General features: G+C 62.9%; 15 protein-coding genes. 12 read left to right on the forward strand and 3 right to left on the reverse strand.

All coding sequences use genetic code 11. The annotated features are described in order from the left end of the window. Window positions 1-92 precede the first annotated feature (92 nt). The 7 genes from JW929_15540 (at window position 93) to JW929_15570 (ending at window position 7180) form a co-directional block, all read left to right on the forward strand. Complete coding sequence (locus tag JW929_15540) at window positions 93-461, forward strand: DUF559 domain-containing protein (GenBank protein ID MBN1440820.1); 369 nt, start codon at window positions 93-95, stop codon at window positions 459-461. Window positions 462-841: 380 nt separating this feature from the next. Next, entirely contained in the window at window positions 842-2254 is a 1413-nt protein-coding gene (locus tag JW929_15545; protein MBN1440821.1) for a tyrosine phenol-lyase, read from the forward strand. A 6-nt stretch (window positions 2255-2260) separates the two neighbouring features. Further along, complete coding sequence (locus tag JW929_15550) at window positions 2261-2881, forward strand: MBL fold metallo-hydrolase (protein ID MBN1440822.1); 621 nt, start codon at window positions 2261-2263, stop codon at window positions 2879-2881. Between the two features lie 378 nt (window positions 2882-3259). Beyond that, window positions 3260-3736 carry an L-2-amino-thiazoline-4-carboxylic acid hydrolase gene (locus tag JW929_15555; GenBank protein ID MBN1440823.1) on the forward strand — a complete coding sequence of 159 codons (477 nt, stop codon included), beginning with the start codon at window positions 3260-3262 and terminating at the stop codon, window positions 3734-3736. Window positions 3737-3932: 196 nt separating this feature from the next. Further along, entirely contained in the window at window positions 3933-4805 is an 873-nt protein-coding gene (locus JW929_15560; protein MBN1440824.1) for an SDR family NAD(P)-dependent oxidoreductase, read from the forward strand. A 534-nt stretch (window positions 4806-5339) separates the two neighbouring features. After that, window positions 5340-6269: an SDR family NAD(P)-dependent oxidoreductase gene (locus JW929_15565; GenBank protein MBN1440825.1), complete on the forward strand. Its 930-nt coding sequence runs from the start codon at window positions 5340-5342 to the stop codon at window positions 6267-6269. Window positions 6270-6319: 50 nt separating this feature from the next. Continuing rightward, window positions 6320-7180 (forward strand): SDR family NAD(P)-dependent oxidoreductase, encoded by an 861-nt coding sequence (locus JW929_15570; GenBank protein ID MBN1440826.1) that lies wholly within the window; start codon window positions 6320-6322, stop codon window positions 7178-7180. Between the two features lie 146 nt (window positions 7181-7326). Here JW929_15570 and JW929_15575 read toward each other — a convergent pair whose 3' ends face one another. Beyond that, entirely contained in the window at window positions 7327-9231 is a 1905-nt protein-coding gene (locus tag JW929_15575) for a beta-lactamase family protein (protein ID MBN1440827.1), read from the reverse strand. Between the two features lie 109 nt (window positions 9232-9340). Further along, complete coding sequence (locus JW929_15580; GenBank protein ID MBN1440828.1) at window positions 9341-9922, reverse strand: helix-turn-helix transcriptional regulator; 582 nt, start codon at window positions 9920-9922, stop codon at window positions 9341-9343. A 490-nt stretch (window positions 9923-10412) separates the two neighbouring features. Between JW929_15580 and JW929_15585 the strand changes: the two genes are divergently transcribed. The 5 genes from JW929_15585 (at window position 10413) to JW929_15605 (ending at window position 14247) form a co-directional block, all read left to right on the forward strand. Next, window positions 10413-10922, forward strand: coding sequence for a flavodoxin domain-containing protein (locus JW929_15585; protein MBN1440829.1), 510 nt, complete (start codon window positions 10413-10415; stop codon window positions 10920-10922). Window positions 10923-10964: 42 nt separating this feature from the next. After that, entirely contained in the window at window positions 10965-11702 is a 738-nt protein-coding gene (locus JW929_15590) for a hypothetical protein (GenBank protein MBN1440830.1), read from the forward strand. Between the two features lie 30 nt (window positions 11703-11732). After that, the gene (locus JW929_15595) at window positions 11733-12377 is read left to right on the forward strand and encodes a hypothetical protein (protein ID MBN1440831.1); all 645 of its coding nucleotides are present in this window, start codon (window positions 11733-11735) and stop codon (window positions 12375-12377) included. A gap of 34 nt (window positions 12378-12411) precedes the next feature. Beyond that, window positions 12412-13362 carry a hypothetical protein gene (locus JW929_15600; GenBank protein ID MBN1440832.1) on the forward strand — a complete coding sequence of 317 codons (951 nt, stop codon included), beginning with the start codon at window positions 12412-12414 and terminating at the stop codon, window positions 13360-13362. Between the two features lie 264 nt (window positions 13363-13626). Continuing rightward, window positions 13627-14247, forward strand: coding sequence for a hypothetical protein (locus JW929_15605; protein MBN1440833.1), 621 nt, complete (start codon window positions 13627-13629; stop codon window positions 14245-14247). Window positions 14248-14531: 284 nt separating this feature from the next. Here JW929_15605 and JW929_15610 read toward each other — a convergent pair. Further along, the coding region (locus JW929_15610; protein MBN1440834.1) for a hypothetical protein at window positions 14532-14715 on the reverse strand (184 nt) is incomplete at its 5' end.

The raw sequence follows: 14715 nt of genomic DNA on the forward strand, positions 1-14715 counted from the left end.
ATGATGACACCGGATGAGTGGACCGATTCCGATGAGGGAGGTGGGATGGGATGGTAAAATGTATTCCAATATTACTCTCCAGGGGGAGAAACATGCGCAGAAAATACTACGGCAATTTGCACAAGAAATTCCGCCTAGCCAAAATCTTCCGTCGGCAAATGACTCTCTCCGAGAACCTCATCTGGTTTCGGATTCGTGGAAATAAATTATTAGGGCTTCATTTTCGACGACAACATGTCCTGAGGGGGTATATTGTTGATTTTTTCTGTCATGAAGCCAAGTTAATCATCGAAATCGATGGACAAATTCATCATGGAAGAGGAGAGAACGATCGGGCTCGCGATACGGTATTAGCTTCGGATGGCTTTTCCATTTTGCTGTTATCCGCCGAGGCGGTCGAACGGGATCCTGATCTAGCGGTACGGATCATCGAAAAAGAATGCCGTAAAGTGATCGGGTAGAGTAAAGCCATCCCGCCTCCCCCTGCCCCCCCTCCTCCCTTCGTGAGCCGAGTCCCCTGTCGAGGTTGCGGCTGATCGAAACCATCCCATCCCGCCTCCCCCTGCCCCCTCCTCCCTTCCCGTCATACGGGAAGGGAGGAGGGGTATGATGACACCGGATGAGTGGACCGATTCCGATGAGGGAGGTGGGAGGGGATGGAAGAACGCGACCCTTTCCAATCCGACCGTCGGATTCCACACACAGCGTGAGGGGGAACATCCGCTGCGTCAAACGGTCCGAGAGCTCCGCGGATATAATCGTTGCAGGGGATTTCCCCTATCCGCCGCGGGCCTCATTCCGTCCGCTCCCTCAAACCGGCCTTCGATCCGAGGAGGAATCCATGCCGAAAGACGCTCCGAAAACCATGGGCCAGCAGTTCGGCCGCCGCTCGTGGGCCGAACCGTGGAAGATCAAAATGGTCGAGCCGATCCGGATGACGACGTCCGAGCAGCGCCGGCGCGCGCTGGCCGAGGCCGGCTTCAACACCTTCCTGCTCCGGTCCGAGGACGTCTACATCGACCTCCTGACCGACAGCGGCACGAGCGCGATGAGCGACCGGCAATGGGCGGGCTTGATGCTGGGCGACGAAGCCTACGCCGGCAGCCGCAATTTTTACAACCTGGAAAACGCCGTCCAAACCTACTACGGATACAAACATCTTGTACCCACCCACCAAGGGCGCGGGGCGGAGCACCTCCTCAGCCAGGCGGCGATCAAAAAGGGCCAGTTCGTCCCCGGAAACATGTACTTCACCACCACCCGCCTGCATCAGGAACTCGCCGGCGGAATCTTCGCCGACGTGGTGATCGACGAGGCCTACCACGCCCAAAAAGAGCATCCCTTCAAGGGCAACGTCGATCTGGGCAAGCTCGAGGCGCTGATTAAGGAAAAGGGCGCGGAAAACATCGCCTACATCAGCCTGGCCGGGACGGTCAACATGGCCGGCGGCCAGCCGGTGAGCATGGCCAACGTCAAGGCCCTGCGCGCCTTGTGCGACCGATACGGAATCCGGGTCTTCCTCGACGCCACCCGCATGGCCGAAAACGCCTTGTTCATCCAGGAACGCGAAGAGGGATATGCGGGAAAATCCGTCGCCGAGATCCTGAAGGAGTTCTGCGGCCACACCGACGGGGCGTGGATGAGCGCGAAGAAGGACAACCTCGTCAACATCGGCGGCTGGCTGGCGGTGAACGATCCGCAGTTGTTCGAGGAACTCCGCAACCTGGTGGTGGTCTACGAGGGACTGCACACCTACGGCGGCATGGCCGGGCGGGATATGGAAGCCATGGCGATCGGCATCGCCGAGTGCGTGCAAGACGACCACATCCGCGCCCGCGTCGGCCAGGTCCGCTACCTGGGCGAGCTGCTCATGGATTGGGGCGTCCCGATCACCCGGCCCGTGGGCGGCCACGCCGTCTTCCTCGATGCGGCCGCGTTCTATCCGCACCTGCCGCAGATCCAATTCCCGGCCCAGACCCTGGCGGCCGAACTTTATCTGGATTCAGGCGTCCGTTCGATGGAGCGCGGGATCGCCAGCGCCGGCCGGGATCCGAAAACCGGAGACCACTATTTCCCCAGGCTCGAACTCACGCGCCTGACGATCCCGCGCCGCGTCTACACCCAGGCCCACATGGACGTGGTCGCCGAATCGGTGAAGGCGGTCTACGACTCCCGTGAAAAAACGCGCGGGCTGAAGATGGTATTCGAGCCGAAGTACCTGCGATTCTTCCAGGCCCGCTTCGAACGGACGTGAAATCGGATGCTCCTGCAGAAAACCGCCCCCCGCCGGCCGGAGGCGGCCGTCGTCAACGTCGGCTACCGCTCCACCAATTACTGGGTGATCGGCGCCCGACCCTCGCGCCTGATCTTCGACCTCGGCTGGCCGGGGACGATGGGCGCGATGCTCGCCAACCTGCGGCGCCAGAGCATTCCCCTGGCGGAAATCCGGCTCGGACTCGCCTCCCACTACCACATCGACCACGCCGGATTGGCCCAGGAATTCCGCCAGGCGGGCGTGCACCTGCTGTTGATGGAAAACCAGGTGCAGGCCGTACTGCAGATGAAGCGCTTCACCAAGCCGCGCGACCATTACCTGGAAATCACCATCGACGATCTGACGCCGGTTTGTTTCGCGGAGAGCCGCCATATTCTTAAAGAGATCGGCCTGGCGGGCGAGATCCTTCCGACCCCCGGGCATACCGCGGACAGCGTCTCGCTCCTCCTCGACGGCGGTTCGGTCTTCACCGGCGACCTGCCGCCGGAGGATATCCCGGAGGCGGGGGACGCGGCGGCGGTGACCGCCAGCTGGCGGATGCTGCGCGAACGCGGTGCCCGGACGGTGTATCCCGCCCACGGCCCGGTCCGGCCGATCGGCGCCTGATCCTGCCGCCGGAGGAATTTCCCGCAATCCGCCCGCTAATGCCCTGCAGCCGTTCGGATCCGGAACTGTTTATCCATCGCCCGCGGAATACACTGTAAACGCCTTCGCGGGAATGAGGCGGCAAGCCGAAACGCATAGGGTTGTGCGGGTTGGAAGCCATCATTGTCGCCGGGAGGTCCGGCCTCATCCCCGCGAAGAGGACGACTTCCCTCCTTTCGCTTCGACCGCCCCTTTCCTGATACAATCGGCCGGAAAACCCTTTAACGAATCGCTCCCGGACGGAGCGTTTTTATGCTGGAGGCGGTCATGCCGGACGAGATACTGAAATAATGCGGTTGGATCGGCGATCTCCTGAACCGGCCGTGGAAGGATTTCTGCGTGGAAGGATCCGCGGAGTATTCGATCCTGACCGATTTGAAGGACGGCTGGGGCAAACGCGACACGGCCGGATTGCTTGCGGAACTGGATGCGAAATACGGAACCGCGGCCGGCGAGACGGTGGAAAAATTTTTAGCGGCCCGCATCGGCCGGGATTGGAAAGCGATCGGCGAGAGGGAAGCCCGCGCCGGAACCAAGATCGAGGATTTCATCCGCGTCCTGTGGGAACCGCTCCAGGACCGGGGATTCGAATACTCACACGAGCGCAGCGGCAACACCGTGAAGTTTTGCGTGACCAAATGTCCGGTCGCCGACCTCGCCGAGCGGACGGGGTTGCAGCGATGGATGCACCACATGGCCTGCGCGACGGATTTCTACACCACGCCGGCCTTCAGCCCCCGGATTCAATTTTCCCGGACCCGGACGTTGATCGACGACGGCGTTCCCTGCAACCATACCTACACGCGCAAACCCTGAACCCCGGACGCCGCCGGAGGGAATCCGATGACGCCGAACACGGGGTGCTGTTGAGCGTGCGCATCCTCTCGGGGGCGCCGTCCGCCTGCGCGGTGGGCCCGATCCGCCGGACGTGAAATCCGCCGGATCCGGCGGCGATCGCGTCCCGTTTGGCGTTCCGCCGGCAGTCGGCGGAATTCGGCTTGGAGAAAATCCCGTGACACATTGCGTCGTGGTCACCGGCGCCACTTCCGGCATCGGACTGGCCGTCGCCGAACAGCTCGCCCGCGCGGGCGTGGAGGTGATCGGGATCGGCCGCTCGGAGGAGCGCTGCCGCGCGGCCGAGGGCCGCCTGCGCCGAATCCATCCCCAAGTCCGGGCGGATTTCCTCGCCGCGGACCTCTCGCTCCTGCGCGATGTGCGCGCCGCGGCGGAGCGGGTGCGCGGGATCCTGGCCGGGCGGGGGAACGACGGGCTGGCCGGGCTGGCGAACAACGCCGGCGGATTCACCTTCCGCCCCACGCCCACCCCGGAAGGCCTCGAATATCTGTGGACTCTCAACTACCTTTCGGCTTTTCTTTTGACCCGCCTGCTGCTTCCCGCGCTTCAAACCGCGCCGGCGGCGCGGGTGGTGAACGTCAGTTCCAGCACCCATCGCGGATTGCGGCTGGATTGGAGCGACCCGGCCTCGCGGCGCCCCTGGAACAGCCTGTTCGCCTACGGGCGCTCCAAGCTGGCGCTGGTGATCTTTGCCGCCGAGCTTAACCGGCGCCTGGACGGACCCGGCGCGGTCCAGGCCTTGGCCGCCGATCCGGGGCTGGTGAAAACCGGGATCGGATCGAAGGGCACGCCCGCGATCGTCAGCGCCGTCTTTCGGCTTTGGAGCGCGCACGGAATCACCGCGGACGAATCCGCCCGGGGAATCGTGCGGCTGTTCCTGGATCCTTCCGTGCGCGCGGAGGCCGGCGTCTATTGGAAACACGGCCGACCGGCGTCGCCGGATCCGGCCGCCTTGGATGAGGAAGCCGGGCGCCGGCTGTGGGAAATCTCCGAGCGGATGTGCGGCATCGATTCCTCCCCCGCCCTTTAGCTCCGCTCGGCGCGCTGGTATGAGTCGGAGGCGCCGGGTTGCCTCCCTCTTCTACCTCCTCCCAGACCCCGTCCCCTCAAGGCGGACCAAAGCGGGTCAAGACGTTTTTCCGGATATCACTTTCCCAATATCCATTCTCCGCGGGCATTCCGCGGCCTGAAGCGGTCGCGCGGGAAGACTCGTTTGTCTTGAATCCCTCCACCTGCCGCTCCGGCCGCTTGTCCCGCCGACAGCGGAATTCCGAAATTGGAGCCGTTCTCCCGGCGACGGGGGCGGCGGCCTCGGCGGTTTTTCCCCGCCGCCCGCGCCACGATCACCCGCCCGATGCCGGGATGAACCGCGGGGGGATATGGACCGGCTCTATTCCATCCGCGCCACCCTGCGCGGCTTCCGCGGATGCAAGGCAATGGAAACCTGGGAAATACACCTCCGCGCTGCACCTTTCGGTTCATGACAATGCTCCCTCGCACGGGGCAGAATACCGCTTGAAGCATGCAGGATTCCCATCGCAAAAGAGCGGAGGTTGCTACGATCATGTGGATCGACGCCGAAGAAAGGCTGATCACCGGCAAGGACAAGACCAACGCGGAAAAGGTCATCGTCGCCACCGGCGCCACCTCCGGGATCGGATACGCCGCGGCGCAGCGCTTGGCGCGAGCCGGGGTGACGGTGATCGGCGTCGGGCGCTCGGAGGAGCGCTGCCGGGCGTGCCAGGAAAACCTTCGCGCGCTCGGCCCCGGCGGCAAATCGGTTTTTCTGCAGGCGGACCTCGCGCGGCAAAGCGAAGTGATCCGGGTAGCGGGCCAAGTGCGCGAAACGCTTTCGGTCCTAGGCCGGGACCAACTCGACGGCCTACTGAACAACGCCGGCGGATTTTCCTTCTGGCTGACGCTCACCCCGGAAGGATTGGAGCACACGTGGGCGCTCAACCACCTGGCTCCGTTCCGGCTCTCGCACGAGCTGCTCCCGCTGCTGCAGGCCGCGCCCGCCGCCCGAATCGTGACGGTGAGCTCGGGCTCACACCGCTGGCTGACCCTGAATTGGAGCGACCTGCAATCGCGGCGCGACTACAACGGCCTGCGGGCCTACGGCCGCTCGAAACTGGCCAACGTGCTGTTCACGCTCGAATGGAACCGCCGCCAGGGGGAGGAAGGCACCGTGCCAGCCTTCGCCGCCGACCCGGGCCTGGTGCGGACGAAAATCGGGACCAAGGGAACGCCGGCGTTTGTGAGCTGGGCTTGGATCCTGTGGAGCGCGCGCGGCATCACGCCCGAGGAGACGGCCAAAGGCATCGTCCGCTTGCTGTTGGATCCGGACGTGCAGACCGGCGCCGGAATCTATTGGAAACACGGCCGGCCCCTCTCTCCGGACCCGGCCGCGCTGGATGCGGATTCCGCCCGGCGCCTCTGGGAGATTTCGGAGCGGATGTGCGGCCTCACCCCCACCCTGTCCTCCCCCGTTTAACGGGCTCCGCCAAACGGGGAAGGACAGAGGAGGGGGCAAGGAGACATACGATGTGCGATGACGTTTCGACCACCGAAGCGGCGCCGGCGCCGATCCGCCGGGCGGTTATCACCGGCGCGACCGGCGGGTTGGGCAAGGCCTTCGCCGCCGAATGCGCCAGCCGCGGCTGGGATCTCTTCCTGACGGATGTGAACGAGAACGCGCTGAGCACGCTGGCCGGCGGCCTGCGCAACGCCCACGCGGTGGACGTCCGCTATGCGGGCTGCGACCTGACCGACCCCGAGGCGCGCCTGCGCCTGATCCGCAAGCTCCGCTCGCGCCCGGACCGCGTGTGGATGTTGATCAACGTGGCCGGCACCGATTCCGAAGGAGCCTTTTTCGAACAGCCGCGCAGCCGGCTGCTGACGATCCTGCGCCTGAACATCGAAGCCGCGCTGGACCTGACCCGCTCCCTGCTGGAACAACGCGATCCGTTCGCCGCCTTCCGGATCATCAACGTGGCCAGCCTGGCGGCGTTTTACCCAATGCCGATGAAGGCGACCTACGCGGCGTCGAAGCGCTTCCTGCTGGATTTCTCGCTGGCGCTGAACGAGGAGGTGCGCGAGCTCGGCGCGACCGTGACCGCGCTGTGCCCCGGCGGCCTGTACACCAACGACGAATGCATCCGCGCCATCGAAGCCCAGGGCCTGGCCGGCCATCTCAGCGCCCAATCCATCGGTTCGGTCGCCGCCGCGACTCTCGATTGCGCGCTGGAAGGACGCCAGCTGTACATCCCCGGCGCCTTCAACCAAATCCTGCGGCACTTGGGCGGATGGGTTCCCGCGGCGTGGGTCGCGAGGGTCATCGGCCGGCGCTGGAAGACCGTCCGCCGAAAGCGGATGATGACCGAAACAGCCGCACAACAGAGTTAATGGACTACCGCACGGCAAGCCCCCGCTTCCCCCGGCGAAAATCACGCCGAGGGCAGGCGCGAGGGCAGGCGGCGGTGTATTCCTCATTCCGCGAAAGGGATAAAACGCCGGGGCGGGCGGTTGCCCGCCCCGGCGCCATTCACGGATCAATACCTCCAACCGATCAAATTCCAGCAGGATAGGCTCCAAAGGTACGCCGCGGATACGAAGAACAGCAGCGAGTAGAAAATCCTCCCGGCCGCAGGCCAGAATTTCTCGCGCCAGGCGCGGAAGAGGAAGAAACCCGCGGCAAGCCACAAACCGATGAACAGGATCGGAAGTGCCAATACCGCGGTCAACAACCCCGTCTGCCCATAGGAAATCCCGCCGAAGCCGAATACGAAACCTACGGGGAAGAGAATCCCGATCAGCGACAGCAGATTGAAAATCCATCCGCCGGCGGCGGCCGGCCCTTTCGCGGGAACCGCCGGTTTGCGGAACCTTTGGACAATTCCGCGAACGAGCGCGGCGGCCAGCGCGCACAGGAACAGCAACAATCCAAGAATGAGGATCATGTAATGCAGCGTGTAATCCGCGTACCAGGGCAATTTCTCCCACGCCGTCAGGGGATCCTCCCCGACAAACGCCTGGGTGACGTTCCCGTCGGCGTCGGTGCGGAATAACAACAGGCTATGCGGATCATCCTCTTGGATGAAAACCAGGGGCTCCACCGCCACAAACCGGTACACGCCGTACCACGCCGACGATATCCGCAATGCTCCGTCATCCGTCGCCTGAACGATGATGGGTTCCAGGAGCGTCCCCGCCTTTTCGACCGTGGTTTCCGCGAACCGCCGGGTTTGCCGGTAACTGCCAGCGAACTTCGCCAATTCCCCCGATGAGAGCGTCAGCCGTTCCGGCGCGGATTCGGCGGAGGGAAAAAACATATCCAGAAATTCCTTCCGCAGCAGGTATTGCACGTTGAACGCGTTTTCGCCGTTGAAGGCGACGAAAACGCCGAGGTTCTTTTCCGGGATGATCGCCAGCAAGCTGTGGAAGAGCCGCGTATCGCCTTCATGGCCGATCACCCGCAGCCCGTTGCGGCTCATCTCATAAAAACCGTAGGCCAATCCGTTCAGGCGCGGATCGACGCCGAACAGCCGGCGGTGCATGAGTTCCGCCGTGGTATCGCGCAGGATCCGCGCGCCCCGGAATTCCCCGCCTTGCAGATGGGCGGACATGAACCGCGCTATATCCGTTGCGGTGGAGGAAATCGATCCGGTGGGAGACGGCATCATGTATTCAAAATCCAGCGCCGCAAACCGTCCTCCGGACCAGACATATCCCTTCGATAAATCCGCCGACCATGATTGCGGCGGGGGCTGGCGGCTGGTCGTGTGGTCCATCCCGAGCGGCGCGAAGATGTTTTCTTCCAGGTAGTCATCGAAGGGCGTCCCGGAAACGCGCTCCACGATGTATCCCGCGAGTGCCGCGCCGTAGTTGGAATACGAGGAGATTTCGCCGGGGGCGCGCACGCGCGCCGGAACGTTCGCCGCCAGCCACTCGCCCAGCGGAACCAGGTCCTGCGGCGACGCCGCCATATAGGCGGCCACCCGGTCTTCAAATCCGGCGGTATGCGCCATGAGGTGGCGCAGCGTGACCGGCTGCGGGTAGGTGTCCGGGATCCGGAAATCGAGATAGTCGTTGACATCCGCATCCAGGTCGAGCTTCCCCTGTTCGGCGAGTTGCATCACCGCCGTCCAAGTGAACAACTTGGTGATCGAGCCGATGCGGAACAGCGTCTTCTCTGGATCGGGTTCGATCCGGTTCTCCGCATCGGCGAAACCGTACCCGCGGGCGAATGCCAACTCCTCCCCTTCCACCACGGCGACGACCGCCCCGGGGATGTGCAGGGATTCGAGCTGTTTGGGGAGGACCCGGTCGAAAAACTCCTGCCAGCCGCCGGGGGGCTGCGGCGCCGGCGCGCGGACGGCACGCGCCGTCTCGGCCGCCGCGGCGGCCAGCAGCAGGCAGGCCGCGGCCATCATGCTCCGAAAGCATTTTGCGCTCATTGTTGGCTTACTCCATAAAATGAGATTGGGTTGGGGGAGGAATGGGATGCAACTACCTTCCCATCCCCCCAACGGGATGCGGACCGCGGCCCTTCGCCGCGCGCTCGGTTTACCGGATGACCACCTCCCCGCCGGCGTCCTCCGCCGGCTCGCCCGGGTAGAAGCTGAAATTCACGGTATATGCTTCGCCGTCGGGCGGGCGTTTTTTCTCGTACTCCTCGAGCAGCCTGATTATTTTTCGCTGGAATCCGGGGATGTCCTCCGGACGCAGGCGGAAATTCTTGAGCAGTGCGAATACGGCCTTGCCTTCATCCTGACCCTTCAGGGATTGGATCGCCGCCGTCAAGTTGTCGTGGACCAGGGACAGCGCCAGCAGCTTCTTCTCGTCAAGCGATTCGCCCGCCAAGTTCACGGTGAAGTGGCGCGCGGCGGCGCGGTACATTTTCTCCACATTCTTCCCCGTGTCCCTCCTCTCCACCAAGCGGATCAGCCCGGCCTTCTCCAGGAGTTTGAAGTGGTGGGTGAGGTTGGCCGGGTGCACGCCGAGCACGCGCGCAATCCCCGAAACGCTTTGCTTCTCCCGCCCAAGCCTTTCCAGGATGGTCATCCGAGTGGGGTGCGCGTAGGCCCGGATCCGCTTGTCGTCCGAAAGCGCCATTGTTGGTAAAGGGGAAAAATCATTATTTGACATATTTATAATTATAGATTTTTTTCTAATTATGTCAAGCATCAATAAAAAAATATGACTCTCCGGCGCTGGAAGCGTGGAACACCCGGGGATTCGGCAGTAAACCAGTCGGGGGATCGTCTCCCGGGCGGTTGCGCCGATTTTTCGGCAACGGCGCCGTCCCGTTCTCCCGAGTTCCGGATCGCCCGCGGCGGAAGCCCGCGACGGGCGCGGGGGGGTGTTCGCGCCGCCCGCAATCGACGGATATCGCTTCGGCCCGCCGTGAAAACCTGGATCCGACCCCAAATCGGACCGGAAGGGAATCCCTTCCCCGCCTGCGCCTGTGTTATCTTCCGACCCGATCCGGGAGAGTAAAATGAACCGCAGGAGTTTTATCCCATTTTTGGGAATTGCCTCCGGAGCCGGCGCGTTCTCCTGCGCGGGCCTGGCTTATTGGGCGGTGCGGGAGCCCGGCGCCGAATTTGAGGAATTCAGTTGCGGGAAGGAGAAGACCATGGGAGACAGAATTCTGATTGCCTACGCCAGCAAATGCGGGTCGACCGGCGGGGTGGCCGAGGAGATCGGGAAGATGCTGTGCGAATCCGGTGCGGCGGTGGACGTCAAACGGGTGCAGGATGTCAGGGATCTCCAACCCTACCGGGCGGTGATCCTGGGAACCGCGCTGCGCATGGAAAAACCGCTTCCGGAGGCGGTGAATTTCGCAAAGAAAAACCGCGCTATCCTCGCCGCGCTCCCGACGGCGTGTTTTTCCGTCGGATTGGCCATGAAGGAGGATACTCCGGAAAACCGCGAAAAGACGAAGCGCATGCTGGCGCCGTTGTGGAGCGAGATTCCAAATCCCGTCGGCGTCGGTTTGTTCGGCGGCAAGCTGGATTACAGCACCCTCTCCCCGATTTTGCGGTGGATGTTTTCGCTGGATAAATCCGGCGAGATGGCGGAAGGCGACTGGCGCGACTGGGATTCCATCCGCGCCTGGGCCAAGGAATTGCTGCCGCTGCTCTGACCGCCTTGCGCGGGCGCCGGCGGCGTCGGAAGTGAAAGGATCATGAGGAAAAAAGCGATTGCGGCGGCGCTCGTCCTCGGAGCGATTCTGACGGCGGGCTATTTCGGGCTGAAGAAGAACATCGATGTTTCGGGGATGCAGACCTTCGAGACGGAACACTTCCGGATCCATTACGTCCTTCTCGAAGAAACTACAAAATCCGACATCGCCAACGCGCTCGAAACCGCCTACCCCCGCATCGCCGCCTTTTTTGCGGTGGAACGCGAACCGAAATCGGCGGTCGTTGTCTATCCGGGCGCGGAGGAATTTCAACACGCCTACCTCGGCCATCTTCTTGCCCGGGCGTATGGCGACTGGGCGGCCGGAGCGGCATACGAAACAATGGTGTTGTGCGCCAGCCCCGAAAATCCGGGCAGCCAACACACCTATGACGACATTCTTCAAATCCTCGTCCACGAATATGTGCATACGCGGATCTACCGGATCAACGAATTCCCGAACGTCTGGCTCGACGAAGGATTGGCCACCTACCTGGCCGGGCAGGAAAGCGCACTTCCGGAAATCCTTCCCGATTTCGAAGCATTCAATCAGGACGACACGGGCGCGTTCCTGGACCACGACGGCTACGCCGTCGCCTATTCGTTCATCGCTTACCTGGATAGGACGTACGGCAACGAGAAGATCCTCGAATTGATCCGCACCAACGACTACCCGGCGGCGTTCGGGAAGACGGCCCAAGCGGTGTATGCCGATTGGGCGCGGGAAGTCCGGAACCCTTAGGGTTCCCCCGGACCGCAGGAAAAACGTATAATGCTTGCCATCCGCCGAAGGATGGAATCGCAGGTCATGGTCGATTTCCTGGTTCACTTCTACCGGTCCGGTTCGGAGCCGTTCCGAAGCCTCTCCGGCTTGCCGGACGAGGATGCCGGGCGGCGGATGAAGGAGCTCTACGTCGCGGGCTCCGTGTTCTGGGAGCGGTTTAAAGACCCGGCCCGGTATTTGAGCGCCCGCCGGGAGGTGGAACGAAAATTGCGCACGGGCTTCATCGCCAAAGGGGGAAAGCCGCGGGAAACCCATCCGGTCTACATGATTCTCGGCCGGCCAAAGTGGCTGGATACGGCGGCCGATCCGGCCACGCTAGCCACCACCGCGGAAATCCGGGTTCCTCTCTCGCTGTTCACGGAGGCCGACGTCAGCTTCACCTACCCGGACAGCATGACCACCTTTCCATTGGCCGAGCGGAAGGATTCCGCGTTTTCCATGCCGGATTTATTCGGAAAGGTGTTCACCCTGCCGGAGATCCGCGCGATCGTGGATGCCGGCGGACTGCCCGGTGAGAAATGGGCCGCCGATCTGCCGCCCGACCTGCCCAATTACATCGAAGCCCAGGTGTGGAACCGCACTCCCCTCGCCTCCGTTCCCCGCCCGCGAAGTGCGCCATCCGGAGCGGAATAGTAAGAGAACCGACCTCGACGGAAAGAGGTGCCTGATGCCGGGACCCACTCTGCCCTTCGAACCCATCCCCCAAGCGCTGTATTCGCGCTCCACCCTCTTCCGCGGGTTTGACCCCGGCGAACCCGGTTCCTTCGAACGCACGGCGGATTTCGCCATCTACCGCCATTACGTGATCCGGGGCCGCGGGGCGGCGGTGGACCCGTACGTCGGGATGATGCAGGCCCTGCACGACAACGCCGTCACCCAATCCGTCGCCGCGCTGATCGCCGGCCGCCCGACCGCCGCGATCATGGGCGACCACAAATTGGCGCGCGATTCCGCCGCCTACCGCAAGATCGTCCTGTTGGCGCGCCGGTTGACCCGGAACGGGATTTTAGTTTGCACCGGGGGCGGACCCGGCGCGATGGAAGCCGGCCATCTGGGAGCTTCGTTCGCGGCCGAAGGGGATCCGCGCCTGGAAGAGGCCTTGGCGCTGTTGAAAACCCAGCCGGTGGTCCCGGCCCTGATGCACATCGTCGATGCCAAAGGCGCGGTCGATCCGGCGCTGCGCGATCAGGCCCAGGCCTGGTTCGCGCCGGCGTTCGAACTCGCCGGCTCGATTCCCGATCCCGGAGAGAGCTTGGCGATCCCCACCTGGCACTACGGGCACGAACCGACCACGCCGCTCGCCACCCGCATCGCCAAATACTTCCAGAACAGCATCCGCGAAGACGGCCTGCTGGCCCTCGCCCGGCAGGGGATCGTCTTCTTCGAGGGCAAAGCCGGGACGATCCAGGAGATTTTCCAGGACGGCGCGCAGAATTTCTACCGCTCGTTCGGCTGGTTCAGCCCGATGGTGCTGTTCGGAAAGGAGTATTGGAGCGGGAAGATGCCCGTGCTGCCGCTGATGCGCAACCTGTTCGCCCCCGCCGATTTCGAAAAATTCATCCTGGCGACGGACGACATCGACGCGGCGGCGAAATTCATCGAGGAGTTCCAACCCTGACGTTTTCGCAAACGGGGGTCAACGGCGGTTGGGCCGCCGCGGAGGACCGCCGCGGCGTGTCGAACCCATGCAAGAATCCTTACCTCCCATCCGCTCCCTTTCCTCACCCCCAACCCCCACACCCCCCTTCGCCTTCGGCTCAGGGACAGGCTTTCCCCCTCTCCTGATAAAAGGCAGGGGAGGGGGAAAGCCAGTCCTCGAGCGGAGCGAGGGGAGGGCCAGGGGATAGGGGCGAGGATGGGAAATCCGCCGCAGGAGGGAACCATGACCGCGTTGGAAGTCACGGCCGTCACGAATTTCATCCTCGCCGGCGAGGGATTCTTCGCCGCGGGCATCCTCCTCGGGCGGAATCCGGCGGCCGCGTCGGCCGCCTTCTTCTGGGGAATCGCACTCTTGTGGTTTGCGCTGGGGGCGCTGGCCGGCGGCGTGGACCACGGATTCCTCGAGCCGAAGGGGAACACCCGCGGCCGGAGGATCATGCAGAAGGCCACCTGGCTGTGCACCGGCGCAATGACCTTCTTCACCCTGCTCACCGCCCTCTACCAATTCGCCCCCGCCGCGTGGCGCGCGCCCGTGATTTTGCTGGGGCTCGCGCAGTTGTGCCTCTTCTCCTTCTTCGCGATTCGGATCCACGACTTCCGGGTGGTCATCCTCAATTACGCCCCGATCCTGCTTATCCTCCTGGTGCTGAACATCGCCGGTTTGCGCGCCGGAACCGGATCCTGGGGTTTCATCGCCGGGATCCTGATCTCCATCGCGGCGTCGCTTTGCCAGGCGCTCGGCGTCGACCGGTTTTCACCGCTCGACCGCAACGGCCTGTATCACGTCCTGCTCATGGCGGCGACCCTCGCGTTTTGGGCGGGGGGATTTCAATTAACGTACTAAAAAACCTACTTTTTCGATATTTCCTCCCTGCCCTCCCCTTGTGGAAAGGCGGGGATGGGTACGATCGTCCGCTGACAATCCTCGTACCTGCGCAATCTCAGCAGGCATCCCTTCGACGATCTCTTTCCGGGAAGGATATCCTGAGTGGTCGGTTCTCACTCTTCGCATTTTTCCGTAAGGCCGCAAAAAAAAAGCCTCTCAGGTCACCAAGCGCCTGATAGGCCTTCTATTTGCATGCGCGTAATAAAAACACCACCTCAGATAAACTAAACAACTAGATAAAGTTATGGATCTTCCGACTGGGCGGGTATCCCCCAGATTTTTACCATCGGATTTTCGAAACCCTCAGCCGTCGCGATAAACCGTCCATCCGGACTCAAGACCATATCGTAAATGGAACCTTGCGGTCCTGCAATTTCTGTTATTACTTCTCCTTTTTCAATATCCCAGATTTGAATTTTCGTTTGA

The sequence above is a fragment of the Anaerolineales bacterium genome (genome assembly GCA_016928575.1).
GTDB lineage: Bacteria > Chloroflexota > Anaerolineae > Anaerolineales > RBG-16-64-43 > JAFGKK01.

Coding starts and splice junctions, on each gene's coding strand:
- JW929_15540 (MBN1440820.1), top strand. CDS start 93: ATGCGCAGAAAATACTACGGCAATTTGCACAAGAAATTCCGCCTAGCC.
- JW929_15545 (MBN1440821.1), top strand. CDS start 842: ATGCCGAAAGACGCTCCGAAAACCATGGGCCAGCAGTTCGGCCGCCGC.
- JW929_15550 (MBN1440822.1), top strand. CDS start 2,261: ATGCTCCTGCAGAAAACCGCCCCCCGCCGGCCGGAGGCGGCCGTCGTC.
- JW929_15565 (MBN1440825.1), top strand. CDS start 5,340: ATGTGGATCGACGCCGAAGAAAGGCTGATCACCGGCAAGGACAAGACC.
- JW929_15570 (MBN1440826.1), top strand. CDS start 6,320: ATGTGCGATGACGTTTCGACCACCGAAGCGGCGCCGGCGCCGATCCGC.
- JW929_15575 (MBN1440827.1), bottom strand. CDS start 9,231: ATGAGCGCAAAATGCTTTCGGAGCATGATGGCCGCGGCCTGCCTGCTG.
- JW929_15580 (MBN1440828.1), bottom strand. CDS start 9,922: ATGTCAAATAATGATTTTTCCCCTTTACCAACAATGGCGCTTTCGGAC.
- JW929_15585 (MBN1440829.1), top strand. CDS start 10,413: ATGGGAGACAGAATTCTGATTGCCTACGCCAGCAAATGCGGGTCGACC.
- JW929_15590 (MBN1440830.1), top strand. CDS start 10,965: ATGAGGAAAAAAGCGATTGCGGCGGCGCTCGTCCTCGGAGCGATTCTG.
- JW929_15595 (MBN1440831.1), top strand. CDS start 11,733: ATGCTTGCCATCCGCCGAAGGATGGAATCGCAGGTCATGGTCGATTTC.
- JW929_15600 (MBN1440832.1), top strand. CDS start 12,412: ATGCCGGGACCCACTCTGCCCTTCGAACCCATCCCCCAAGCGCTGTAT.
- JW929_15605 (MBN1440833.1), top strand. CDS start 13,627: ATGACCGCGTTGGAAGTCACGGCCGTCACGAATTTCATCCTCGCCGGC.